A 24,565-nucleotide genomic window follows, 5' to 3' on the forward strand; every position below is an offset into this window, starting at 1 on the left:
TTCGCCATGTTCGAATACTGCTGTCGATGGCCGGGTGATTATCCGGCATCCGCAGCAGTCTATATCCGCTCCAGGACAACGAACGGACATCATCGGTCCGGTCGCTGACGCCTCCCCGGCCCTCCATCCAGAGCCGTGAAATCCACCGGAAGGAACCTGGAAATGCCCTTTGCCAACTTCAAGATGCCCGAGGCCGCCCTCACAAAGGCGCAAAAGGAAGACCTCGTCCACAAGACCACGCAGATGTTCGTCGACTATTTCGGCGAAGGTGTACGCCCCCACACCATGGTGCTGATCGAGGAAGTTCCCGACGGAGGCTATGGCCGCGCCGACGAGGTCTTCATTCTTCCCGACGCCTACCGGGCCGAGGATAGTGCCTGACTTGAACCGGGCGAGTCGCTTGCCGAGCGCACGCGCAACTTTCCGTGTCGGAGCCGATACTCGCTTTCCCTTGGATCAGCCCCGCTTCGGCAAGCTCCGCAGGAAATCGATCATCGCGGCGTTGACCTCGTCTGGGCGCTCCTGCTGGGTCCAATGCCCGCAGCCGGGCAGCATCAGCGTATCGCGGATTTGCGGGACGAAGTTCCTGAGATTGGCCAACAGTTGATCCATGCCGGGGAAGGCGACCACAAGGTCGCGGTCGCCCGCTGCGTAGAGAGCGGGAACCTTGATCCGCGCGCCGGCAAAGGGCGCCATCAGTTCCCAGTTCCGGTCGATGTTGCGGTACCAGTTGAGACCTCCGGCAAAGCCGGTGCGCTGGAACTCGCCGGCGTAGAAATCGCTGTCGCTTTCGCTGAGCCAGTGCGGCAGACTTGCAGGAACCTCGGCGGCTTGCAGGAGACCTCCGCCGTGCGGGACCATGGCAATTCTGGCGCCGCCATCCGAAGCGTCTCCCGACACCGCGTAAAGCATGGCGCGCACCGTGGCCCGCGGGTCCCGTTCCAGCTCCGCCTCGGCAACGCCGGGTTGCTGGAAATAGAGCTGGTAGAACTGGGACTCCGCCGTTCGCGGCATGAGGCTGGTCGGACGCGCATTGCCGCGCGGCCGGAACGGCACGCTGAGGCCGACGACGGCATGGAAGCGGTCCGGCCGTAGCAGCGCGGCATGCCAGGCCACCACCGCACCCCAGTCGTGGCCGACGATGACGGCGCTGGGGACCTCGAGGGCGTCGAGAAGACCCACCATGTCGCCGACCAGATGAAAGAGCGTGTATTGGTCGATCGCTTCCGGCCGGTCGCTCTTGCCGTAGCCTCGCATGTCGGGGGCGACGGCACGGAAGCCCGCCGCTGCGAGCGCGCCCAGCTGATGCCGCCAGGAATACCAGGATTCAGGGAAGCCATGGCACAAAAGCACCACCGGCCCTTCGCCCTGCTCCGCGATATTGAGGCGGATGCCGTTGGTCTCAACTATCCGCTGTATAGGTTCGCTCACGGCCGCTTCTCATGCTCGCGTTCCACCTCTGATCAATGGCGAAAGGCCAGACGCCGCAACGGGTGGCCGAGCCAGCGGGGTGCCAAGTTTTGGAGGCGCGCATCTTCCATTGACTGTCTCAGGGGCGGTCGCGGCAGTCAATATCCGACATGGTCACGTAGCGCCACGGCGTCCACGCACTTGAATAGTAGTGGCGATGCGCGTCCATTCGTGCAGGATCGCTGACTGAGGAGGCGGGGAACCAATGCTTAAGCTGCAAGCCTGGCTGGCCGATTATTGGGTCATCGGTGCAGGGTTCATGGCAGCATCGCTCATAGCGGCCGCGCCGGTCGTATCGCTTCCGCTGCCGGTGTTCCTGATCTTCCTGCACAGCCCGTTTTACATGGTCCATCAGGTCGAAGAGCACGCCGGCGGCCGATTCCGCAAATTCGCGAACGAAAATGTCTTCGGCGGCCGTGACGCCCTCACCGTCGCCTCGGTTCTCGTCATCAACCTGCCGTTTGTCTGGGGCATCAACCTGCTGGCTCTTTATGCGGCATTCCTGTGGGGACCCGCCTGGGGCCTGGTTGCCCCGTATGTCATGATCGTGAACGCGCTCGCGCACCTCGTCACATCGGCGCGGCTCGGCAAATACAATCCCGGCCTCGTCACCAGCGTCATTTTGTTTTTGCCGCTGAGCGTCGTCACGATCTGGATGATCGGCCGGACGGGAGGTCTTGTCCCGCAATTGATCGGCGCAGCTCTCGCGATCCTGCTTCACCTGGCGATCATTGCGGTCGTGGCCGCCCGATACCGCTCTCTCGTCGTCACCTCACAGCATCGGCGGCGACGTCATCAGTCTTGACCATCGGCAAAACGGCCCTTTGTCCTCAACCGCACCACATTCGCGCTGGCCGGCTGTTCCAGCTCGGCGCTCTGCGCGGCGACTGCCATATCGGCCCGGGGCAGATAGATCGTCACCGTCGTGCCCTTGCCGACTTCGCTGTCAATTGTGACCGCGCCGCCGGACTGCTGCGCCAAGCCGTAGACCTGGGCGAGGCCGAGACCTGTACCCTTCTCGGGCCCTTTGGTCGTGAAGAACGGTTCGAAAACCTGCGGAAGCACGTCTGCCGCAATGCCGATGCCTGTGTCGGTCACCCGCAACGCGACGAATTCACCTTGCAGGCCGGCTGCGTTATCCTCGCTCGACAACAGCACGTTCTCCGCCGTTATCGTTACCAGGCCACCGTCTGGCATGGCGTCCCGCGCGTTGAAGGCAATGTTGACGAGACCAAGCTCCAGTTCGCCGGGGTCGACCTTGACTGGCCAGGTTTCGGGTCCGACAGCGGCGACCAATTTCACCGATTTGCGCATGGAGCCCGCTATCATTGCGCGGACGGCTTCCACGCGCTCTGCCAGCGAGACGACCTCGGCGCGGGCAGCCTGCTTGCGCGAGAAGGCCAGCAACTGGCGTGTCAATGCGGCGCCGCGCTGGAGTGCAAGTTCCACGGATTCGGTCGCCCGCTTCATTTCGGGATCGGCGCCGACTTTCTTCCCCAATCGAACAAAGCTTTCGACCACCGTCAGGAGATTGTTGAAATCATGCACGATGCTGCCGGTCAGTTGGCCGAGCGCATCCATTTTCTGCGTATGAACGCGTTGCGCTTGCGCCTGCCGGAGTGCGATCTCAGCGTCGCGTCGGTCGGTGATGTCGCGCGTAATCTTGGCGAAACCGATCAGCTCTCCTCGCTCGTCGCGGATCGGATCGATCACGACATTCGCCCAGAACAGCGTCCCGTCCTTACGGACGCGATGGCCCTCGGTCTCGAAGCGTCCATCCCGTGTTGCCGTATAGAGCGCGCGGCCAGGTAAACCGGCGGCACGGTCGTGCTCGGTGTAAAAACGTGAGAAGTGCTGACCGATGATTTCTTCGGCCGCATAGCCCTTGATGCGCTCCGCGCCGGCGTTCCAACTGGTCACCAGCCCGTTGGGGTCAAGCATGAAGAGCGCATAGTCGGTCACGCCGCTCACCAGAAGGCGGAACTGGCGCTCGCTTTGGCGCAAAGCTTCGTGCGCCGCACGGCGTTCGGTGATGTCGCGCGTGACCTTGGCGAATCCTTCGAGTCGGCCTGCGTCGTTGTGGATCGGGGTAACGACAACCGATGCCCAGAAACGGCTGCCATCCTTGCGTACGCGCCAACCCTCGCCTTCATATCGCCCGTTCTGCACGGCTGCTTCGAGGACCCGGAGCGGCGCGCCTTTTGCGCGTTCTTCACGAGTATAGAATTTGGAAAAATGCTGGCCCACGATTTCCTCGGCAGCGTAGCCTTTCAGCCGCTCGGCGCCGGCGTTCCAATTGGTGATCACGCCGCTTGGATCGAGCATGTAGATGGCATAGTCGGTCACGCCGTCGACAAGGATGCGGAAGCGCCGCTCGCTCTGCAGCAGCGATTCATGCGCGGCGACGCGCTCCGTGATGTCTCGCGTGATCTTCGCGTAACCCAAAAGAACGCCGTTGCGGTCCAGTACCCGTTGGACAAGGCCGCTCGACCAGAACCTGGTTCCGTCCTTGCGCACCCGCCATCCTTCGGCCTCGTATCTTCCCTCCGCCTTTGCCGCGGCAAGCATCCTGCTCGGAACCCCATTCGCCTGATCTTCGACTGTGAAAAATCGGGAAAAATGCTGCCCCAGGACTTCCGAAGCCGCGTAGCCCTTTATCTTCTCGGCGCCGGCATTCCAGCTGGTGATGAGGCCATCTGCATCGAGGGTGTAGATCGCGTAGTCGGCGACAGCGTCGATGAAGAGTTCAAGGCGCCGGCTGTCGGAAAGGTGTTGCGCGTCGGCTGTGGTCAATGGCATTGTCGAACCCGCGTTACGTTCGCATTAGGCAGTTCGTCCGGTGACACCTCTGCAACATAAACGTGCCTATCTTGCATAGCAACGAGCTTGGACCAATGGCGACATATTCATCCACTCTCGCGGCCAATCTCAGAAATCCGGGCCATCTGTACAGCTTTGCTCCGGAAAACGAGCCTGGAGATGACGAGGAAAATCCCGTCTCTCACGAACTCGGCTCTGCCGAGCATGATGAACTTCCGTATAGGGTCGAGTTGTGGAACGCCGCCAAGAATGGTGTCGAACAAGTCCTCGCCGTCACGGCAAATGCCAGTATCGGCTACGCTGCCTATTATGCAGCGACGCGTGAGCATCCGGATCGCTACGTCACCTTGCGGCACAAGAACAATTTCGTTTCGAGATGGAACGGTCCGGCGAACTAGGCAGAGGCCGGTCTATGACACGGAGCGCCAATTCTTCCCGTTCGGCCGAAGCGCTGCCCTATCGTATCGAACTCTGGCGGGCCGATAGCCATGAGATCATCGAACGGGTCCTCGCACGCGCCGCTACGGCCCAGCTTGCCCGCGCCATTTTTCAAGCCGCGAGAGACGAGCATCCTCGACGGCGGATCACGCTGCGCAAGGGAAACGGGATCCTCTCCGATACATCGGATTGACGATCTGCCGTTCGGTTCGCGGCGCTGTCCGGAACTCGAGTGCGCTTACCCTGTCTGTCACGGACAGCGATACGTCGCCTTTGCATTGGAAGCTGCGACAAGGCCATCCTCCCTCCAACGAAATCTTAATGTAAATCGAGCGTAATCCCGACCATTAAAATTGTGCGTATGTGTTGGGGTTGCGCATGCCGGAATATTCTTCCTTTCTCCGTTCGATCCGGATCCGCTACATTTCGGGATTGCTTGTCTTCGCGCTGGCTTCGGCCGCCGTCATGTTCGCGCTCAACCGTGTGAATTCGTACCGCCACGAGGTCGATGCTCTCAGCGGCAATTTCGTCATCTTCGCCCGCGACCTGCGCAACGCCACCAATTTCGCCGAAACCACCGGCACCGCCTGGCGCAGCGAGACGCGCGATGCGTTGGCGACCGCCGCGCGCGGCCATTCCGAACGCCTGATGGGCGAGATCGGGATCCTGAACGCCCAGCTTGCCGCGATCAGGCCGCGCCTGTCGAACAACACCGTCAACGCGCTGGACACCGCTTCGGTCAATGACGACCTGTTCTGGTCGGCGCGCGATATGGTGCGCAACTTCAACTTGATGGCAGTCGCCCAGAAGGTCGACGAGTGGAGCTACCGCGAGATCCGTAACCAGAACGACCTTTTCGCCCAGCCGATGCTGGTGAAGGTGCGCACCGCGCTCGACGAGGAGCGCCGCCTCGCCGATGCTTCCAGCGACCGGCTGCTCCTGTGGGCGAGCGGCCTGCTGTTCGCTGTGCTCGCCATCGCGGCGTTTCTGATATTCCGGCCGATGGAGAATGCGATCCGCCGCGCCTTCGCCGAGACCGCCGCATCTTTGTTCAAGGCCGAGGCCGCCGACCGCGCCAAATCCGAATTCCTCGCCAATATGAGCCATGAGATCCGCACGCCGATGAACGGCGTGCTCGGCATGGCCGAGTTGCTTGCCAAGACGGAGCTGACGCCGCGCCAGAAGACCTTCACCGACGTCATCGTCAAATCCGGCAACGCGCTGCTCACCATCATCAACGACATCCTCGATTTCTCGAAGATCAACGCCGGCCAGCTGACGCTCGACCCCGCCCCTTTCCGCCTGGCGGAGGCGGTAGAGGATGTGGCGACCCTGGTGTCGGCGCGCGTTGCCGAAAAGAACCTCGAGCTCATCGTGCGCGTCGACCCGCGCCTGCCGGCCTTCGTCGTCGGCGATGCCGGGCGCTTCCGCCAGATCGTCACCAACCTGCTCGGCAACGCAGTGAAGTTCACCGAGAAGGGCCATGTCCTGATCGATGTCGGCGGCGATGTCGTCGACGGTGTTGTCCAGCTCAAGGTCCGCGTCGAGGACACCGGCATTGGCATCCCGGCCGAAAAACTGCAAAGCGTGTTCGAGAAATTTGCCCAGGTCGACGGCTCCTCGACCCGGCGCCATGAAGGCACCGGCCTTGGCCTCGCGATCGGCGCCCGGCTTGTCGACCTGATGGGCGGCAAGATCGGCGTCGAAAGCGAGATCGGCCGCGGCTCCGTGTTCTGGTTCGCCGTGCCGCTGCCGGCGCATAGCCAGCAGGCGCGTGACGAGCTGGTGCCGGTCGATGTCACCGGCGCCCGTGTGCTGGTCATCGACGACAATCCGGTCAACCGCGAGATCCTGCTGGAGCAGCTCAGAAGCTGGAGCTTCGACTGCGCGGCCGCCGAAAGCGGCGCGGTCGGCCTCGCTTTCCTCGACCGCGCCTGCCAGCTCGGCGCCTCGGTCGACTGCATCATCCTCGATTACCAGATGCCCGGCATGAACGGCGCCGACGTCGCCAGAGCCATCGCCGCCGACAGCCGCCTCTCCTCCATCCCCGTCGTGCTGCTCACCTCGGTCGACCAAGTCGATTTCGGCCGCATGGTGATCGATTTCGGCATCGTCGCGCATCTCACCAAGCCGGCGCGTTCGGCGGTGCTGCTGGGCACCGTGATCGCCGCCATCCAGAAGGCGCGCACGCAAGGCGCCAAGGCGCATTTCGTGCGCGAGCCGGTCGCGGCCCAGGCGGCCCCGCCGGCCTTCACCGTCATCCGCGGCCCGTCGGTGTCGGTGCCGGCGGCACCGGAATCGACGGCAGCGCCGAGCGGCCCGATCGATATCCTGATCGCCGAGGACAATGACGTGAACCAGCTGGTCTTCGGCCAGATCCTCAACGGTTTTGGCCTCAGCTATCGCATAGCCGGCAATGGTCGGACGGCTGTCGAGATGTACCGCTCGCTGCGCCCGCGCCTGGTGCTGATGGACGTCTCCATGCCGGAGATGAACGGCTATGAGGCGACCCGCGCCATCCGCGCCATCGAAGAGCAGAACGGCGATCACACGCCGATCATCGGCGTCACCGCGCATGCGCTCAAGGGCGACCGTGAAAAATGCATCGAGGCAGGCATGGACGACTATCTGCCGAAACCGGTCTCGCCCGACCGCCTCGGCGCCAAGATCGGCACCTGGCTCAGCGAGACCGTGGCGGCGAAGACGGCTTAAGCGTCAGGCGCCAGGTGCGTTCGGCGGCCACCGCCGAGTTCCTTCGCGCCCCCCTCTGCCCTGCCGGGCATCTCCCTCACTTGGGGGGAGATCGGCAGTTCCGGCGCTTCGTCCGTCCGTTGGAGATTGGCGAAAGCAAACGTGACGGCCAATCTCCCCCTTGTGGGGGAGATGTCCGGCAGGACAGAGGGGGGCGCTGTCCCGCCGACTCTGAACCAGCTCTTTTCGAGCCTTCAGCCCCGCCGGAACGGATACAGGAATTGCCGCCAATAGCCTTTCGGCACCGGATGGCCGTGAATGCCATAGCCCTTCGGCCAGCGTCCCTCGGGCAGATGGTAGGTGCCGAATAGCCGGTCGAGCAGCGGGAAATGAATGGCGAAATTGACGTCGATTGCCTCTTTCTCGAGGCCGTGATGCCAATGATGGAAGCGCGGCGACACGAGCATCTTTTCGACCGGACCGAAACTGGTTCCGATGTTGGAATGGATGAAGGACGAATAAACGTAGACGATCAGGATATAGGCTTGGATCGCCGATTCATCGAAGCCGAGCACGAACATCGGCGTCGCCGTCAGGCTGCGAAGAACGATGATTTCCAGGAAATGCATCCGCGCGCCGGCAATCCAGTCCATCGACTTGGCCGAATGATGCACGGCATGAAAATTCCACAGGAACGGGATGCGATGGAAGGCCCGGTGTACCCAATATTGGGCAAGATCGGTCAGGAACATCACCGCCAGCAGCTGCACGATCCAAGGCAGATCGTGGACCCAGGCGCGCACCGACCCAAGACCGCCTTGCGCATTGACGAAATTGGACGGCGCGAGCGTCAGGTAGGTCAATATTTGCACCAGCAGCGACGAGACCAAATAGTAGAACAGGTCCTCGCGCCATTCGTCGCGGAACACGGTCTGGCTCTTGTTGCGGGCAAAGATGCGTTCGAGCGGGACGAACAGCACGCCCATGAACAGGACATTGAGAATGAAGAAATCAAGGCCGAAGAACACGCCGTCGACATGCAACTCGTGACGCACCGGGAGCATGCCGATGAGCGAGGCCAACAGCACCGTGACCATAGCCGCCACGCCGAGCGTCTTTTCCCGGCGCAGCATCATGCTCAGGATGGCCAGGACGTAGCCCGAGATAAGCACGAAATAGAGGACCGGCTTGAAGAACAGCATCTGGTGGATCGGAGCCAGGTCCGGCATCGAGGTCAGCGATGGATAGCGCAACACGATGACCATCAAGAGGGCGGTGATGCCCGCAAGCAATGCGATCGAGCCGGACAGCCAGCCGGACCCGAATGGCCGCTTGGTGCGCGGCGTCTCGAGTTCGCCGACAACCTTTTTTAGGAAATTCTCCTCCGGCATGATTCTCCCCCTTATAAGATCGTGAATAAAAATGGGCCCTGGAAATACTGAACCCACCCTTACTATGGCAAAGCGCATTAAGATTTGAACGCCACTGCCCTGACAAGCGGATTCTCGTCGCAACATTAGCAATTGGCTATCGGCATTGTTGACGACCCGGAAGCCGGAGCCGTCGCAAGGAATGCAAGTCGCTACAGTCCGAATCGCTGCTGGATGAGGCGGGCGCATTCGCCGGCATCAGCCGGCTGGTGTCGAGCTCAAGGTCGTAGGCGACACCCGGTGCACGCGTTCGAATTGCCAGCGGGCAAGTCCGGGCAGTCGGTCTGCACGCCGGCTTTCGCGCGTTTCGAGCACCTCTTGCGGCCCCTGTCCTGGCGTTGCGTCACCGATTGCGCAACACCACGCAGGCGCCGCCGACGCTTTGCAGCTTGTCGCAGATACCGTTGGCCTCGCCGCGCGAGTCGGCGCCGATCCTGACCGCGTAGATGCCGCGCCGGCCGATCGGCGTGCGAACCCGGCTCACCACCGGATCACGGCTGGCGAGCAAAGCCGGGAACCGGCCCCTGACCCGCAGCCACTGGCCTATCGCCGCCGAGCGGCGGAAATTGCCCGCCACCTGCACGCCCCACGGCTTCACGTTGATCGAAGCCATGGCGACGGTCCGCGACATGATCACCGGCAGCCTGCGGCAGGCAAGCGCGAAGCTCATCTTCGGGTCGAGCGGCTGGACGGTGCCGGCATAGGACCTGTCCGAGAACTTATCCACGGGCTCGCCCATAACGTCGAAGACATAGCTTTCCGTCTCCATTGGCAGGAAGCCGCCCGAGCTCAGCCAGCGCGACACGCGGTTCTCGCCGGCATTGTAGGCCGCGGCCGCGAGCCCGAGATTGCCATAGCTGACCTTCATCTCGGCGAGATATTTCGCCGAGGCCGGGATGGCCTGCCCGATGTCGAAGGGATCGGCGAGCCCACGCATCTTCGCGGTGCCCGGCATGAATTGCGCGATGCCTTCGGCGCCGACCGGGCTCACCGCGCCCGGATCGAAGCGGCTCTCCTTCCAGATCAGCCGGGCGAAGAAATCCTTGGGCAGCCCGTTCTGTTGGGCCTGGGTCTCGATCAGATCGCAGACGCGGGAAATCAGGCGCTTGGCGGCCGACTTCGACTGCGGCGGATCGGCGAATGCGTGTGTCGCCGGGATCAGCACGAAAAACAAGAGCAGCGTTGCCTTTAGGAAACGCCGCATCGGTTCATTCCGCGGCGGCTTTGCCGTGCCCGTACCGCTGCTCGATATAGTCGCCGACCATCTTCTCGAAATCCTGCGCGATCGAGGGCCCGCGCAGCGTAGCAGCCTTCTTGCCGTCGATGAAGACAGGCGCCGTCGGCGTCTCGCCGGTGCCGGGCAGCGATATGCCGATATCGGCGTGCTTGGATTCGCCGGGACCGTTGACGATGCAGCCCATCACCGCGACCTTGAGGTTCTCGACGCCGGGATATTTCTCGCGCCACACCGGCATGTTCTTGCGGATATCGGCCTGGATGCTCTGGGCAAGTTCCTGGAACACAGTGGAGGTGGTGCGGCCGCAGCCGGGGCAGGCTGCGACAATCGGCACGAACTGCCGGAAGCCCATGGTCTGCAGAAGTTCTTGCGACACCTGCACCTCGCGCGTGCGGTCGCCATTCGGCTCCGGCGTCAGCGAGATGCGGATCGTGTCGCCGATGCCCTGCTGCAACAGGATGCCCATCGCGGCGGAAGAAGCGACAATGCCCTTGGTGCCCATGCCGGCTTCGGTGAGGCCCAGATGCAGCGCATGATCGGAGCGGGTGGCAAGCTCGGTGTAGACGGCGATCAGGTCCTGCACACCGCTGACCTTGGCCGACAGGATGATCTTTTCGCGGCCAAGCCCGATCTCTTCCGCCATCTCGGCCGACAGGATCGCCGACTGCACGATCGCCTCGCGCGTGACTTCCTGCGCGGTGAGCGCCGAGCCCTTCGCCTGGTTGTCGTCCATCAGCCGGGTCAAAAGCTCCTGGTCGAGCGATCCCCAATTGACGCCGATGCGTACCGGCTTGTCATATCTGATCGCCATCTCGACGATCGCGGCGAACTGGCGGTCCTTCTTGTCCTTGAAGCCGACATTGCCTGGATTGATGCGGTATTTGGCCAGCGCTTCGGCGCAGGCCGGATGATCGGCAAGCAGCTTGTGCCCGATATAGTGGAAGTCGCCGACCAGCGGCACGTCGATGCCGAGCCGCAACAGCCGCTCATGGATGCGCGGAACCGCCGCCGCGCTCTCGTCGCGGTCGACCGTGATGCGCACGATCTCGGAGCCGGCACGATGCAGCGCCGCGACCTGGGCGACGGTCTGGTCGACATCGGCGGTGTCGGTGTTGGTCATCGATTGCACGACGACCGGAGCGCCGCCGCCGACCATCACGCCACCGACCGATACGCCGACTGACCGGCGACGCGGGAAGGGAGAAGAAAAATATCCGGTCATGCCGGTCGCCTTCATTTGGGAGTTTCGGCATGAGGTGGCGGAGCAAAGATGGCTTGTCAATGGCAACCGGCGAGCCAGCCTGCAAATCGGCTAGAGCCGTGCGGGAAATAATAACCGGCCCGACCGCAAGATTTGCGGCCAGCTTTCCGTCAATTTCAGTTAAAAGCACCGGCCCGGTGGCATTTCTTGCCACCGGAAATTCACCGCGGCGGGTTGCGATGATGGTGCCTGGAAGAGCTTCAGTGTGTCGTCGGACTAGCTTTCAGCTTTTCAATCTCGTCCTTGATTGCCAGCTTGCGTCGCTTGAGATTCACGATTTCGAGGTCGTCGACCGAAGGATGGTTCATCGCATCGGTGAGCTCGCGCTCGATATCACCGTGTTTCCGCTGCAACTCGTCAAGATGGGATGCAAGAGACATGAATGGTTCTCCCTTTCATGGTTTCCTCGATTGCAGCCGTCGCAGGAGCCTCCACCGCAGGTTGCGACTGTGACGGCACCATGACAGTTTGCCACCAACCGATCTCGATGTCGAATGCCACGTGGTAGCATTCCACGACAAAGTGAAATGTGGTAAGGGCTGCGCGCCGGTCGCAAACCCGCAAGTCACGGCCCCGCCCAAACAGCCCGATTGGGCGATGCATACGCAGACGGTAGATAATGTCCGAACAGGAACAGGCTGAAATACGCCTCGAATATTCCCGGCTCAAACAAGAACACGCCGATTTCGACGCCGCCATCAACGCGATGATCGCCACCGGCTGCGACCCGCTTCAGATCCAGCGCATGAAGAAGAAGAAGCTGATGCTGAAGGACCGGCTGTCGGCGCTGGAAGACCGCATCATTCCCGACATCATTGCCTGAGCGGATCGCCCCGCACCGTCAAGAGATCGATAGCCGTGCCGCGCGTTCGCGCAGCAGCGCGAGAAGTTCGCCGGTCCGTTCTTCGGACGTGTCGATCGGCACCACAAGGCACATGGTCGCTTCGACCTTGCCTGGCGCAGAGAACACCGGCGCCGCAAGGCATTTGGTGTAGGCATCGACCAGGCCTGACGTGACGCAATAGCCGGTGACGCGCGCCCGCGCGATATCGTCGATGAAATCATCGAGTTCGAGCTTGCGGCCGTCCGGCAGCACGAGGTCGTCTCGCGTGACCATCGCTTCGATCCCGCCGCGGTCGAGGCCGGCAAGCAGCAGCCGGCCGGAAGCAGTCCAGGGCAGCGGAATCTGCAGGCCGGTGGCCGAACTGATGCGGAATGGCCTGGTGCCCGGGCTCGAATGGACGATCGTGTAGCGGCCGCTCTGCAGCATGCAGAGCTCGGAGGTCTCGCCGGTCTCGCGCGACAGCGTGTCGACCTCCTGGCGGCCGCGCCTGAGCAGGTCGTTGCCGCGCATATAAGCCATTCCATAGAGATAGAGCTTATTGCCGAAATAGACGCGGTTGCCGTCGCCAGCCATTTCCAGCAGCCCGGCTTCGACCAACTCGCGCACAAGCGTATAGGTCGTCGAGCGCGGCGCATTGAGCCCTTTGGCCAGGTCGCCGATGCCGATCGCACGCTGGTTGGCGTGCAGGAATTCCAGGATGTTCAACGCCCTGTTGAGCCCCTTCTCGCGCGAGCCCGCCGGCCGCTCTTCATCCGCACCGTCGCTTGGCCACTCGGTCAGCGTTTCACTCTCTTGCATTGTCGATTCCTAGTGCTAGTATCTGTCTTGTACAGGATACACACGTCTCTTGTAAGAGACAATCGCTGATTGCGACGCGTATCTCTGCTGCATTGGGGAACACACCATCAAAGGAGGTCGCCGTGAACGACACATCCGGCAGACGTGATTTTCTGAAACTGGGAATGGCGGGCCTGGCTACCGCCGGCGCGCTCACCGCCATCAGCGCCGAGAAGGCGGCGGCGCAAGCCGCGTCCGACAGCGTCCTGCGCACCGCGCTCGATCGCGGCAAGCTGATCGTCGGCACCGGCAGCACCAACGCGCCGTGGCATTTCGAAAACGATGCCGGCGAGCTGGTCGGTATGGACATCACCATGGGCCGCATCCTTGCCAAGGGCCTCTTCGACGACCCGACCAAGGTCGAGTTCGTCATGCAGGATCCGGCGCAGCGTATTCCGAACGTGACGACCAACAAGGTCGACATCACCATCCAGTTCATGACCATGACGGCGCAGCGCTCGCAGCTGATCCACTTCTCGCGGCCATATTACGTTGAAGGCGTCGCGCTGCTGACTTTGCCCGGCTCCGAGAACAAGACCTTCGACAAGCTCCTGGCGAACGGTTCCGCCACGCGCATCTCGATCCTGCAGAATGTCGATGCCGAAAGCTCGGTGCATTTTGCCTTGCCGCAGGCGCAGGTGCTGCAGATCGATACCCAGGCGAACGTTCTGCAGGCGTTGGAATCCAAGCGCGCCGATGCCGCCGCTGTCGATCTGTCGACGGTGCGCTGGCTCGCCTCGCGCAATCCCGACAAGTATTTCGACGCCGGCAAGAGCTGGTACTCGATGCTTTACGGCGCTGCGGTCCGGCAAGGCGACCTCGACTGGCTGACCTTCGTCAACCAGACCTTCACCATCGCCATGTTCGGCCATGAGACGGCGCTCTACGATGCCGCCTTCAAGGAATATTTCGGTCAGGAGCCGCCGCCGCGCCATCCGGGCTTCCCGGTCATCTGACGCGCCACACGACCAACCGGCGGAAGGGCGGGGCAACCGTTCTTCCGCCTGTTCTCCTCACACCGGCCCATGCGAATGATGAATGCTATGTTCACCGCGGGCCATTGAGACGGACGCATGGGCTATACGCTCAATTTCAACCTGATCTGGCGGCATTTCGACAAGCTATGGGGCGGCCTGCTGCTCAGCCTCGAGCTTGCCGTGATCTCGATCGCCATCGGCATCGTCATCGGCTTGGTGTTGGCCGTCTGGTATGTCTCGGCCGGACGCGTGGTGCGCGCCATCATCGCCGCCTATGTCGAATTCATCCGCAACGTACCGCTGATCCTGCTGGTCTATTTGGTCTTCTACGGCCTGCCGACGGTCGTCGACCTTGCCTACAGCGCCCCTACCTCGTTTGTCCTGACGCTATCGGTCTATAGCGGCGCCTATCTCGTCGAGGTGTTCCGCTCAGGCCTGGAAGCGGTGCCGCGCGGTCAGCTCGATGCCGGCAAGGCGATCGGCCTTACTCCATGGCAGCGCCTGATCCACGTACGCCTGCCGACGATGCTGCGCATCACGCTGCCCGCACTGTCCAACACCTTCATCTCACTGTTCAAGGACACCTCGATCGCCTCGGTGATCTCGGTGCCCGAGCTCACCTACGGCGCCCAGTGGATCAACTTCAACACGTTCCGCATCGTCGAGGTTTATCTGGTGACGACGGCGATGTATCTGGTGACCGGCTACACCTTGCTGTTTGCGCTGCGGCTGGTCGAACGCCGATTCAGGGCGGCGCGCTGAGATGCTGAGCCAGATCCTCTACGCCCTGCCGTTCCTTGCCGAAGGCTTCGCCGTGACCTTATGGGTCTCGCTGCTGGTCGTGGTCCTGTCCTTGGTCGCAGGGGTCCTGCTGGGCGTCGGCCTGGTCTATGGGCCAGCGCCGCTGCGTTGGGCAGTGCGCATCTTCTCGGACACCATCCGCGGCATCCCGATCCTCGTGCTGATGTTCTTCGTCTATTACGGCCTGCCCGCGGTCGGCGTGCACCTTCAGTCCTTCTGGGCGGCGGTGCTGGCGCTGACCTTGTTCAAGACGGCGCAGGTCGTCGAATATCTGCGCGGCGCCGTCGCCTCGATCCCGAAAGGCCAGTCGGAAGCGGCGATGGCGATCGGCCTCACCTTCCGCCAGCGCCTCACCTCGGTGATCTTCCCGCAGGCTTTCCGCCGCTTCCTGCCACCCTGGATCAACGGCGTCACCGATGCCGTGAAGGGCAGTGCGCTGGTTTCGCTGCTCGGCATCACCGATCTGATGCAGGCGATCAACCAGGTCATCGGCCGCACCTATGAGGCGATGCCGCTCTATATCCTCGGCGCTCTCATCTATTTCGCCGTCAATTATGCGCTTTCCTATGCCAGCCGGCGGCTGGAACGGCGCTTCGCTTTCATCCGGGATTAAGTGATGGCCAGTTCGAACGACAACCCAGCGCTTCTCGACATTGCCGAGGTCTCGAAATCCTTCGGCTCGGTCAGTGTGCTGCGCTCGGTCAGCTTGCAGGTGGCGAAGGGCGAGGTGGTGACCATTATCGGCCCTTCGGGCAGCGGCAAGACCACGCTGCTGCGCTGCGTCAACTTCCTCGAAAGCTATGACAGCGGCTCGATTCGCATCGACGGCAAGGAGGTCGGCTTTCGCGACGGCGGCGCGCGCCAGCGGCGCAGCGAACGCGATTTGGCCGCCATGCGCGCCGAGACCGGCATGGTGTTCCAGAGCTTCAACCTCTTCCCGCATCTGACCGCCGCCGGCAACATTATGCTCGGCCTGACCAAGGTGCGCGGCAAGAGCAAGACGGAGGCGCGCTCGATCGCCGAGCATTGGCTGAGCCGCGTCGGCCTCGCCCACAAGGCAGACAGCCTGCCCGCCGAACTTTCGGGTGGCCAGCAGCAGCGAGTCGGCATTGCCCGCGCAGTCGCCATGGAGCCCAAAATCCTGCTGCTCGACGAGATCACCTCGGCGCTCGACCCGGAGCTCGTCGGAGAGGTGCTGGCGGTGGTCCGCAGCCTCGCCGAAGACGGGATGACCATGGTGATGGTCACGCACGAGATGGCCTTCGCCCGCGATGCCTCCAGCCGCATCGTCTTCATGGCCGATGGCGGTGTCTCGGCCGTCGGTCCGCCGAAAGAAGTGCTCGCGGCGGAAACGACCAACGAGCGCCTCCGCGCATTTCTGGCGCGTTTCCGCGCCTCGCATTTCTGAAAGCGGATGGCCTCGGCCATCCAGGGAGTACCCTTCCATGTCGCCTTACATACGGCTCGCCGAGCTCGGCCTGACGTTGCCGGAGCCGCCGACGCCCATCGCCAATTTCGTCACCCATGCCGAGAGCGGCCGGCTGATCTTTCTTTCGGGACAGGGGCCGCTGCGTGCCGACGGCACGCTTTGCACCGGCAAGGTCGGCGATGACGTGACCGTGGAGCAGGCCTATGAGCATGCCCGCCTCACCGGCCTCAATCTGCTAGCCGTCATGCATGCTGCGGCGGGCGATCTCGGCCGCATTGTGCGGGTCGTGAAGCTGCTCGGCTTCGTCAACGCCACGCCGACCTTCAGCGACCACCCCAAAGTGGTCAATGGCTGCTCGGACCTCTTCGCCGATGTTTTCGACAAGCTTGGCGGCCATGCTCGCTCGGCCATCGGCGTCGGCTCGCTGCCACGCAATATCACTGTCGAAATCGAAGCGGTCGTGGAGATCGCCGCCTGACTTAACGGAGTCCACTCACATGAAGACCTATTCCGACACCGGCTCCAACACCACCATCCGCGAGCGGCTGGGCTTGAGGCCAATCATCAATGTCTCGGGCACGATGACGGCGCTGGGCGCCTCGATCATCGTTCCCGAAGCGATCAGCGCCATGGCCGAAATCGCTTCGCAATGGGTGGAGATGGACGATTTGCAGCGCGCCGCGAGCGCGGTGGTCGCACGCCTCACCGGCGGCGAGGCCGGCTTCATCACCGCCTGCTGCGCCTCGGGCATCACCATGGCCATCGCCGGCGCAATGACAGGCACCAATCTTCTCGCGATCGAACGCCTGCCGGACGACACCGAAGGGCTGAAGTCCGAGGTCGTCATCCAGCTCGGCCACATCGTCAACTATGGCGCGCCCATCGACCAGTCGATCCGCGTCGCCGGCGCCAAGGTCATTCCGGCGGGCACCGTCAGCGTCACCCAGGACTATCACGTGCGCGAAGCGATCAATGAGCGCACGGCGGCGGCTCTCTACGTCGTTGCCCACCATACGGTGCAATACGGCATGCTCTCGCTGGAGGAATTCTGCGAGATTTGCCATGCCAAGAACATTCCAGTGATCGTTGACGCCGCGTCCGAATATGACCTGCGCAGCTTCCTGGCGCGCGGCGCCGACATCGTCGTTTATAGCGGCCACAAATTCCTTTCGGGCCCGACCAGCGGCATCGTCACCGGCCGCAAGGACCTGGTACGCGCCGCTTATCTGCAGAACCGCGGCGTTGCGCGCGCCATGAAGGTCGGCAAGGAAAGCATTGCCGGTACCATGGCGGCGCTCGACGCCTGGGAGAAACGCGACCATGCCGGCATCCGCCGGCGCGAGGAGGCGGCGCTCAATCTGTGGAAGGATTCGCTTCAAGGCATCCCCGGCATCGGTGCTGAGATCATTCCCGACCCGACCAACAATCCGCTCGACCGCCTGCAGGTCTTCGTGCGTCCGGAAAGCCGCTTCACCGCCGCCGGCCTGGCTTCCGCTTTGGCTGCCGGCTCGCCGCCGGTGATCGTCCGCAACCACGAGGTCGAGCGCGGCCACTTCTTCCTCGACCCCTGCAATTTGCATCCCGGCGAGGCGGAGATCGTCGCCGAGCAGCTGCGCGCCGTGTTGACGGCCAAGGAGCGTCCGGCCGATGCGATGAAAATCGCGCGCAAGGACTCTTCGGGCTCTTTGCGTTGGCCGGACTAGCTCGGTGCGCATTCGCCACATCCTTGCGGCTCGCCGCGAATTCCGCTAAGGCGCGCCTTTGCCGCCGGGAGCGAAGCCTTGACCGATCAGCGTGCCGACGTCGCCATCATCATGGGCAGCCAGTCCGACTGGGCGACGATGCGCCAGGCCGCGGAAACGCTGGAAGCGCTTGGCATCCCGCACAGGAGGCTGATCGTCTCCGCGCACCGTACCCCCGACCGTCTCTATGAATTCGCCAAGGGCGCCAAGGCGGCCGGCTACAAGGTGATCATCGCCGGCGCCGGCGGAGCGGCGCATCTGCCCGGCATGACGGCGGCGATGACGCCGCTGCCCGTCTTCGGCGTTCCGGTGGAATCCAAAGCGCTGTCGGGACAGGATTCGCTGCTCTCCATCGTGCAGATGCCGGCCGGCATTCCAGTCGGCACTTTGGCGATCGGCAAGGCGGGGGCAGCCAATGCAGCGCTTCTCGCAGCGGCGGTGCTGGCGCTGAACGACGATAAGCTCGCTGCCCGGCTCGACGCCTGGCGCGCGGCGCAGACCGCCAAGGTCGCCGCCGAGCCGACGGACACGCCGTGAGTCTGGCGCCCGGATCGACCATCGGCATCATCGGCGGCGGCCAGCTCGGCCGCATGCTGGCAATGGCCGCGGCGCGCCTCGGTTATCGCATCGTCGTGTTGGAGCCCCAGCCCGACTGCCCGGCCGCCCAGGTCGCCAACCGGCAGATCGTCGCCGCCTATGACGATCCGGCAGCGCTTGCCGAACTGGCCAGCGCCACCGCCATCGTCACTTACGAATTCGAGAACGTTCCGGTCGCCGCGGCGCAAACGCTGGCTGCAACGGTCCCGGTCTATCCGCCGGCCCGCGCGCTCGAAGTCGCGCAGGATCGCCTCACCGAGAAAAGCTTTCTCAACGGCATCGGCATCCCGACGGCGGAGTTCTGTCCGGTCGACAATGACGACCAACTGACCGAGGCGTTGAGCCAGTTCGACGGCAGCGGCGTGCTGAAGACCCGCCGCATGGGCTATGACGGCAAGGGCCAGCGTGTCTTCCGCAACATGCAGACCGGCGGCTTTGCCGGCACCTGGGAGGCGATGGGCAATGTGCCGCTGATCCTGGAATCGCTGGTCGCCTTCGAGCGCGAAATTTCGGTGATCGCCGCGCGCGGGTTGGACGGCTCGGTCGCGGCTTACGATCCGGCCGAGAATGTACACCGCGAAGGCATCCTGCGGACCTCGACCTTGCCGGCCGCCATCCGCCCGGAAACGGCCGCCGCCGCCAAGGATGCCGCCGCGAAAATCCTTTCGGCGCTCGGCTATGTCGGCGTCATCGGCGTCGAGTTCTTCGTCCTTGCCGACGGCGCGCTTCTGGCCAATGAGCTGGCGCCGCGCGTGCACAATTCCGGCCACTGGACGGAGGCTGCCTGCGTCGTCTCGCAGTTCGAGCAGCATATCCGCGCCGTCGCCGGCCTGCCGCTGGGTTCGCCCGCCCGGCATTTTGACTGCGTGATGGAAAACCTGATCGGCGACGACATGCTGAAAGTGCCGGCGCTGGTGGCTGAGCCCGACCTGATGTTGCATCTCTACGGCAAGGCCGAGTCGCGCCCCGGCCGCAAGATGGGCCATTTCACGCGCCTCATCAGACCCCGATAACCGTCGCTTACTGCATGTCCTGGTCGTCGTCGCCCGCGTCCGAGCCGGCGCAGCTCGGATCGCTGAGCTTGCAGTTGGCGCCGGAGGTGAGCTGCTTGATGCGCTCGTTGGTGAGCTTGGTCAGGCATTGCGAAACCTCCATCGGGTGGATGGAGCCACCCTCGCTGTCGGCGGTCGAATAGGCGCACTCAGCGTCGCGAAAGGCGATCCAGGCGCGTTGCGCCGTCTGCAGCAGCTTGTTCGAAGCCTGATCGTTGCTGCCGACGATATTCTTGTAGGCGGCGTTGAGCTTGGCATCGGCCGCCTGGTAGTCGGCATCGGCGCAAATGTTCAGCATCGACTGGCTGTCGTCATTGCGGTCGCAGTCCTCGGCAAAGGCTGCCGGAGCGGTCGCTAGAAGGGCCAGGCAGGCGGACAAAACCAGACGGCGCATGGGAATCTCCAGTCGCTTGGGCGTGGGCCACCATCCCAGCCACCCATGAGTCGCGCAATGCCGCGCTGGCGAATATTTGATGGATCGCGCCGATTGCCCTAATCGGGCACCGTCACGTGGTTGACATGGACGACACTCCTCGTTTATGAGCCACGCCAAGTTCAAGGCGCGCTTTTTTCCGGGCGCGCCTTTTAAAATTCGGCCCGGGACGGGCCCTGACCGAACAGGCAAGACCATGAAGATCAAGAATTCGCTCAAGGCGCTCAAGGCGCGTCACCGCGACAACCGGCTGGTTCGCCGCAAGGGACGCATCTACATCATCAACAAGACCGCTCCGCGCTACAAGGCGCGCCAGGGCTGAGCCTTGCGCGCAGCTTGCTGTCGCTTGCTGCGCGGCGCCCACGCCGCGCTGATGTCGAACGCCGGTTCGCCGGCGCTCTCACGCTAAAATCACTTTGACGATCCGCCGTCCGGGACTAGATTCCGGCGATGCGGATTCTTTTTGCATTTTTCACCGTCTTTTTGCTTTCCGGCACGGCTTTGCCTGCAGGGGCAGAAACGGTGCCCGGCGCGCTGCCTCCAGATGCCGCGCCGCCAGCCGCCGCTACGCCGCCGCCGGCTGCTCCGACCAAACAGGGCCGCCTCGACCAGCTCTTCACCGAGTTGAAGCGCGAGCGCAATGAAAAGGCCGCCGAGCGCATCGCCGGCCGCATCTGGAACGAGTGGAACCAGTCGGGCAGTGCCTCGATCGACCTGATGATGCAATGGGCGCAAAAAGCGACGGAAGACCAGAAATTCGACGTCGCCCTCGACTTCCTCGACCAGGTCGTGACCTTGCAGCCCGACTATGCCGAAGGCTGGAACCGCCGCGCCACCGTCCATTTCATGATGAAGAATTACGGGAAGTCGATGGCCGACATCGACCGCACCTTGCAGCTCGAGCCGCGCCATTTCGGCGCGCTTTCGGGCCTCGCTCAGATCATGGCCGAAACCGGCCACAAGCAGTCGGCGCTGGAGGCTTGGCAAAAGGTGCTGGCGATCTACCCGATGATGCGCAGCGCCCAGAACCAGGTCTCGACGCTCTCGGAAGAGCTGGCCGGCGAGGGGATTTAGGCAGTAGGAATTGGGCAGTAGGCAATAGGAAAGAGAGCAACCTACTGCCTACTGCCTACTGCCTACTGCCTACTGCCTACTGCCTACTGCCTACTGCCTACTCCCCTACTCCCCTACTCCCCTAAACTAATTCCGCCCTACCACAGTATCCCTCCGCATGAACCTCATCTGCGCCGCCCTCCTCTTCCTCGTTGCTCTCCTCTTTGCCTTCGCCGGCGTCACCCGCGCCGGCGTCTGGCTGGTCGAGCGGCGCAGCCCGCCTATCGGCGCCTTCGCCGAGATCGATGGCGCGCGCATCCATTACGTCCATATCCCGGCGCCCGCCGGCGCCGACCTGCCGCCGGTCGTCTTCATCCATGGCGCCAGCGCCAATCTCAAGGACCAGATGCTGCCGCTGAAGCCCCTCGTCGAGGGTCGCGCCGAAATGCTGTTCCTGGACCGCCCGGGGCTCGGCTGGTCGGAACGCGGAGACAATGAGACGTTGGCGAAGCAGGCGGATACCATCGCCGCGCTGATGGACCGGCTGAGTATCCGCGACGCAGTCATCGTCGCCCATTCCTTCGGCGGCGCGATCACCACGGCCTTCGCCCGTCAGCATCCGGAAAAAACGCTTGGCCTCGTCTTCCTTTCGCCCGCCACGCATCCCTGGCCGGGCGGCGCGACCGCCTGGTACTACAAGCTCACGGCCACGCCGGCGATCGGCTGGCTGTTTTCCGAAACGCTCGCCTATCCGGCCGGCATGCTGCAGATCGGCGGCGCGACGTCTTGCGTCTTCTCGCCGAACGCTGTGCCGGACTCCTACGTCGACAATGCCTCGATCCCGCTGGTGCTGCGGCCGTCCGCCTTCCGCGCCAACGCCCGCGATGTCGCCCAGCTCTACGACTATGTCCGCGCCGCCTCGCCTGGCTATCGCGCAATCAAGGCGCCGACGGTCGTCATCTCGGGCGATCGCGACAAGGTGGTCTACGCGACAATCCATTCCATCGGCGTGGAACGCGACATTCCCGGCGCCGAGCTGGTCTGGATCCACAATCTCGGCCACAAGCCGGACTGGATCGCGCCCGACCTCGTGGTCGGCGCGATTGCGAAAGTGGCCGGCGCGCAGATCGATTTGCAGGCGATCGCCAAGACCGCGGAAGGCCGGATCGCCGGCGACGCGCAGGGCGCCGGCAAATGTCCTGAGCTCCGGGTGCCAGACGCAGAACTCGCGCCGGGCTGAACTCGGAGGTTCAAGCGCCAAGGGCGTGTTGAGATTCGGGTCAGGCCGGCCTCACCCGAATATCGACTACGCCCTAGTGAGTCTCCGACCCCACATAGGCAATCCGCAGCATATTGGTCGAGCCCGGCGTCCGCAGCGGCACGCCGGCCGTGATGATGACGCGGTCGCCCGGCTTGCCGAAGCCTTCCTCCAGCGCGATGCGGCAGGCCCGGTCGACCATGTCGTCGAGGTCGGTCGCGTCCGGCGAGACGACGCAATGCGTGCCCCACAAGAGCGACAGCCGGCGCGCCGTGTTGACGATCGGCGACAACGCCACGATCGGCACCTGCGGGCGCTCGCGCGCGGCGCGCAGACCGGTGGTGCCCGACGCGGTGTAGGAGATGATCGCCGACAGTTTCAGCGTCTCGGCGATCTCGCGCGCGGCCAGCGAGATGGCGTCTGCGCCGGTGGCTTCCGGCTCCGAGCGCTGCGCATTGATGATGCCGGCATAGGTCGGGTCGGTTTCGACCTTGGTGGCAATGCGGTTCATCATGGCGACCGCCTCGACCGGATAGGCGCCGGCCGCAGATTCGGCCGAAAGCATGATCGCGTCCGCGCCTTCGAAGACGGCGATCGACACGTCGGAGACCTCGGCGCGGGTCGGCACGGGCGCGGTGATCATCGATTCCAGCATCTGCGTGGCGATCACCACCGGCTTGCCGGCGCGGCGCGCCGCGCGCGTGATCTGCTTCTGGATGCCGGGCACGGCTTCCAGCGGCATCTCGACGCCGAGATCGCCGCGGGCGACCATCAGCGCGTCGGAGAGCTCGATGATCTCAGGAAGTCGGGCCACCGCCTGCGGCTTCTCGATCTTGGCCATGATCAGCGCGCGGCCGCGCGCGATCTTGCGGGCCTCCGCCAGGTCCTCCGGCCGCTGCACGAAGGACAGCGCCACCCAGTCGACGCCGGTGGCAAGAACCGCGTCGAGATCGGCGCGGTCCTTCTCGGTCAGCGCGCCGACCGGCAGGTCGGTGTCGGGCAGGCTGACGCCCTTCTTGTCGGAAATGCCCGAGCCGGCAACCACCGTGCAGGTGATCGACTTGCCGTCGCTCTTCAGCGCCTTCAGCTCCAGCTTGCCGTCGTCGATCAAAAGACGGTGACCGGCCTCGACCGAACTCAGGATTTCGGGATGCGGCAGATACACCCGCTTCGACGTGCCGGCTTCGGGATTGTCGTCGAGCGTGAAAGTCTGGCCGACAGCCAGCGCTTCCTTGACGTTGGCGAACTTGCCGACCCTGAGCTTCGGGCCCTGCAGGTCGGCCAGGATGCCGATCGGCCGGCCGACGGCCGCCTCGACCGCGCGGATGCGGCCGACCAGCGTGCGCATCAGCTCGTGATCGGTATGGCTCATATTGATGCGGAAGACATCGGCGCCCGCTTCGAAGAGCTTTCTCAGCATCTCCTCGGAGGAGGAAGCCGGACCGATGGTGGCGAGGATCTTGACCTTGCGGCTACGTCTCATTGACTGTTTGTTCCCGGAGCGGGGGTCGCTGGCGCGCCTCCCGTTGCGGGCTCGTCGGTCAGCTGGACCATCCAGCTGGCCTGCTCGCCCGTGTCATATTCCTGAAATCCGGCGCGTTGGAAGCCCCGGGCGACGCAATCATTCACGCCGGCTATCTTGAACTCTTTTTCGGCGACGCACATGTTGATCGGGCCGTCCCAGCGCCCGCCGCGTTCGGCGTCTTCTGCATAAAGATAGTAAAACCTTGATGACAGCGGACCCTCGATCAGCGTCTTGCAGGTCGATCCTTCGATGTGCCACCAGCCCTCGGTGATCCAGCCGGCCTTGGCGCGATAGCCAATGCCGACGCCCACCAGATTTTGCGTCGCGTTGCAAACGCGAAAGTCGGCCCGGGCCGGCGAGGTCGCGGCTATCGCGAAAAAACCCGCGCCGACGATCAGCAACGGCACGGCCAGGCGCTTGCGCAACCGACCGGCAAAACCCATCGCAGATCCCCTTGCGAACCACATTTGCATCTCTCGAAGCCCTTTTCAGCAAACTCCGGGCGCATGTCAACGCGCCGTTTTGTTCAATTCCAATCGATTTAGAAGGGCCCGTCGCGCAAATTCTCCCTCGGTCGGGGATTTTTTGCGGAAACCTTGGCCAAACAACGGCATTGCGCCGGCGTCCTCTTCGTGGAATGACGATAGCACATCGCAGCCGCCATCCCCTT

The 24,565-nt window shown here is 63.5% G+C and carries 28 protein-coding genes; 17 read left to right on the forward strand and 11 right to left on the reverse strand.

Going from position 1 to position 24,565, the window contains the following annotated elements; translation table 11 throughout:
* The first annotated feature begins 162 nt into the window (after positions 1-162).
* Positions 163-381, forward strand: coding sequence for a tautomerase family protein (locus LB526_RS12330; RefSeq protein ID WP_095767338.1), 219 nt, complete (start codon positions 163-165; stop codon positions 379-381).
* 75 nt (positions 382-456) lie between these two features.
* On the opposite strand, the gene LB526_RS12335 is transcribed toward LB526_RS12330, so the two are convergent.
* Positions 457-1,431, reverse strand: a complete 975-nt coding sequence (locus tag LB526_RS12335) for an alpha/beta fold hydrolase (RefSeq protein ID WP_224627821.1) — start codon at positions 1,429-1,431, stop codon at positions 457-459.
* A 244-nt stretch (positions 1,432-1,675) separates the two neighbouring features.
* Between LB526_RS12335 and LB526_RS12340 the strand changes: the two genes are divergently transcribed.
* Entirely contained in the window at positions 1,676-2,275 is a 600-nt protein-coding gene (locus LB526_RS12340) for an HXXEE domain-containing protein (RefSeq protein ID WP_224627822.1), read from the forward strand.
* On the opposite strand, the gene LB526_RS12345 is transcribed toward LB526_RS12340, so the two are convergent.
* Positions 2,266-4,263 (reverse strand): PAS domain-containing sensor histidine kinase, encoded by a 1,998-nt coding sequence (locus LB526_RS12345; protein ID WP_224627823.1) that lies wholly within the window; start codon positions 4,261-4,263, stop codon positions 2,266-2,268. The genes LB526_RS12340 and LB526_RS12345 overlap by 10 nt on opposite strands.
* A 101-nt stretch (positions 4,264-4,364) precedes the next feature.
* Between LB526_RS12345 and LB526_RS12350 the strand changes: the two genes are divergently transcribed.
* From LB526_RS12350 to LB526_RS12360, 3 genes are all read left to right on the forward strand, one after another.
* On the forward strand, positions 4,365-4,688 hold the full coding sequence (locus tag LB526_RS12350) for a hypothetical protein (protein WP_224627824.1): 324 nt from the start codon (positions 4,365-4,367) through the stop codon (positions 4,686-4,688).
* Positions 4,689-4,702: 14 nt separating this feature from the next.
* Positions 4,703-4,921, forward strand: coding sequence for a hypothetical protein (locus LB526_RS12355; protein WP_141245343.1), 219 nt, complete (start codon positions 4,703-4,705; stop codon positions 4,919-4,921).
* A gap of 185 nt (positions 4,922-5,106) precedes the next feature.
* Positions 5,107-7,440 carry a response regulator gene (locus LB526_RS12360; RefSeq protein ID WP_224627826.1) on the forward strand — a complete coding sequence of 778 codons (2,334 nt, stop codon included), beginning with the start codon at positions 5,107-5,109 and terminating at the stop codon, positions 7,438-7,440.
* Between the two features lie 233 nt (positions 7,441-7,673).
* On the opposite strand, the gene LB526_RS12365 is transcribed toward LB526_RS12360, so the two are convergent.
* From LB526_RS12365 to LB526_RS12385, 5 genes are all read right to left on the reverse strand, one after another.
* On the reverse strand, positions 7,674-8,810 hold the full coding sequence (locus LB526_RS12365; RefSeq protein WP_224627828.1) for a sterol desaturase family protein: 1,137 nt from the start codon (positions 8,808-8,810) through the stop codon (positions 7,674-7,676).
* 237 nt (positions 8,811-9,047) lie between these two features.
* Positions 9,048-9,164, reverse strand: a complete 117-nt coding sequence (locus LB526_RS12370; protein ID WP_224545660.1) for a hypothetical protein — start codon at positions 9,162-9,164, stop codon at positions 9,048-9,050.
* 28 nt (positions 9,165-9,192) lie between these two features.
* On the reverse strand, positions 9,193-10,053 hold the full coding sequence (locus LB526_RS12375; RefSeq protein ID WP_224627830.1) for a lytic transglycosylase domain-containing protein: 861 nt from the start codon (positions 10,051-10,053) through the stop codon (positions 9,193-9,195).
* Positions 10,054-10,057: 4 nt separating this feature from the next.
* Entirely contained in the window at positions 10,058-11,308 is a 1,251-nt protein-coding gene (gene ispG / locus LB526_RS12380; RefSeq protein ID WP_224627831.1) for a flavodoxin-dependent (E)-4-hydroxy-3-methylbut-2-enyl-diphosphate synthase, read from the reverse strand.
* Between the two features lie 239 nt (positions 11,309-11,547).
* Positions 11,548-11,727: a YdcH family protein gene (locus LB526_RS12385; protein ID WP_042641511.1), complete on the reverse strand. Its 180-nt coding sequence runs from the start codon at positions 11,725-11,727 to the stop codon at positions 11,548-11,550.
* 239 nt (positions 11,728-11,966) lie between these two features.
* Here LB526_RS12385 and LB526_RS12390 point away from each other — a divergent pair, with 239 nt between their 5' ends.
* Positions 11,967-12,170: a YdcH family protein gene (locus tag LB526_RS12390; protein ID WP_040985243.1), complete on the forward strand. Its 204-nt coding sequence runs from the start codon at positions 11,967-11,969 to the stop codon at positions 12,168-12,170.
* Positions 12,171-12,188: 18 nt separating this feature from the next.
* Here LB526_RS12390 and LB526_RS12395 read toward each other — a convergent pair whose 3' ends face one another.
* Positions 12,189-12,989 carry an IclR family transcriptional regulator gene (locus LB526_RS12395; RefSeq protein WP_224627832.1) on the reverse strand — a complete coding sequence of 267 codons (801 nt, stop codon included), beginning with the start codon at positions 12,987-12,989 and terminating at the stop codon, positions 12,189-12,191.
* 164 nt (positions 12,990-13,153) lie between these two features.
* Between LB526_RS12395 and LB526_RS12400 the strand changes: the two genes are divergently transcribed.
* From LB526_RS12400 to LB526_RS12435, 8 genes are all read left to right on the forward strand, one after another.
* Complete coding sequence (locus LB526_RS12400; RefSeq protein WP_210200001.1) at positions 13,154-13,984, forward strand: transporter substrate-binding domain-containing protein; 831 nt, start codon at positions 13,154-13,156, stop codon at positions 13,982-13,984.
* 117 nt (positions 13,985-14,101) lie between these two features.
* Entirely contained in the window at positions 14,102-14,767 is a 666-nt protein-coding gene (locus LB526_RS12405) for an amino acid ABC transporter permease (RefSeq protein ID WP_140841553.1), read from the forward strand.
* Position 14,768: 1 nt separating this feature from the next.
* On the forward strand, positions 14,769-15,419 hold the full coding sequence (locus tag LB526_RS12410) for an amino acid ABC transporter permease (RefSeq protein ID WP_140841555.1): 651 nt from the start codon (positions 14,769-14,771) through the stop codon (positions 15,417-15,419).
* Positions 15,420-15,422: 3 nt separating this feature from the next.
* Positions 15,423-16,214, forward strand: coding sequence for an amino acid ABC transporter ATP-binding protein (locus tag LB526_RS12415; protein WP_224545559.1), 792 nt, complete (start codon positions 15,423-15,425; stop codon positions 16,212-16,214).
* Between the two features lie 37 nt (positions 16,215-16,251).
* Entirely contained in the window at positions 16,252-16,713 is a 462-nt protein-coding gene (locus LB526_RS12420; RefSeq protein WP_095767324.1) for a RidA family protein, read from the forward strand.
* Between the two features lie 19 nt (positions 16,714-16,732).
* A complete protein-coding gene (locus LB526_RS12425) occupies positions 16,733-17,938 on the forward strand; it encodes an aminotransferase class V-fold PLP-dependent enzyme (RefSeq protein ID WP_224627834.1) in 1,206 nt (401 codons plus the stop codon).
* Between the two features lie 78 nt (positions 17,939-18,016).
* Complete coding sequence (gene purE, locus LB526_RS12430; RefSeq protein ID WP_224627836.1) at positions 18,017-18,514, forward strand: 5-(carboxyamino)imidazole ribonucleotide mutase; 498 nt, start codon at positions 18,017-18,019, stop codon at positions 18,512-18,514.
* On the forward strand, positions 18,511-19,587 hold the full coding sequence (locus tag LB526_RS12435; RefSeq protein WP_224627838.1) for a 5-(carboxyamino)imidazole ribonucleotide synthase: 1,077 nt from the start codon (positions 18,511-18,513) through the stop codon (positions 19,585-19,587). Before purE ends, LB526_RS12435 begins: the two co-directional genes overlap by 4 nt.
* Positions 19,588-19,594: 7 nt before the next feature.
* On the opposite strand, the gene LB526_RS12440 is transcribed toward LB526_RS12435, so the two are convergent.
* Positions 19,595-20,020, reverse strand: a complete 426-nt coding sequence (locus LB526_RS12440) for a lysozyme inhibitor LprI family protein (RefSeq protein ID WP_224627839.1) — start codon at positions 20,018-20,020, stop codon at positions 19,595-19,597.
* Positions 20,021-20,255: 235 nt separating this feature from the next.
* Between LB526_RS12440 and ykgO the strand changes: the two genes are divergently transcribed.
* The 3 genes from ykgO to LB526_RS12455 all read left to right on the forward strand — a co-directional run bounded on the left by ykgO (position 20,256) and on the right by LB526_RS12455 (position 22,352).
* Positions 20,256-20,381 (forward strand): type B 50S ribosomal protein L36, encoded by a 126-nt coding sequence (gene ykgO / locus LB526_RS12445; RefSeq protein WP_040974291.1) that lies wholly within the window; start codon positions 20,256-20,258, stop codon positions 20,379-20,381.
* A 128-nt stretch (positions 20,382-20,509) separates the two neighbouring features.
* Complete coding sequence (locus LB526_RS12450) at positions 20,510-21,133, forward strand: tetratricopeptide repeat protein (RefSeq protein ID WP_224627841.1); 624 nt, start codon at positions 20,510-20,512, stop codon at positions 21,131-21,133.
* 157 nt (positions 21,134-21,290) lie between these two features.
* Positions 21,291-22,352, forward strand: coding sequence for an alpha/beta fold hydrolase (locus LB526_RS12455; protein ID WP_224627843.1), 1,062 nt, complete (start codon positions 21,291-21,293; stop codon positions 22,350-22,352).
* A gap of 73 nt (positions 22,353-22,425) precedes the next feature.
* On the opposite strand, the gene pyk is transcribed toward LB526_RS12455, so the two are convergent.
* Both pyk and LB526_RS12465 read right to left on the reverse strand, forming a co-directional pair.
* On the reverse strand, positions 22,426-23,853 hold the full coding sequence (pyk, locus tag LB526_RS12460; RefSeq protein WP_095767318.1) for a pyruvate kinase: 1,428 nt from the start codon (positions 23,851-23,853) through the stop codon (positions 22,426-22,428).
* Positions 23,850-24,338, reverse strand: a complete 489-nt coding sequence (locus tag LB526_RS12465) for a DUF1036 domain-containing protein (protein WP_095767317.1) — start codon at positions 24,336-24,338, stop codon at positions 23,850-23,852. The genes pyk and LB526_RS12465 overlap by 4 nt, the downstream gene beginning before the upstream one ends.
* Positions 24,339-24,565 lie beyond the last annotated feature (227 nt).

This window comes from Mesorhizobium sp. CA6, assembly GCF_020165035.1.
GTDB lineage: Bacteria > Pseudomonadota > Alphaproteobacteria > Rhizobiales > Rhizobiaceae > Mesorhizobium.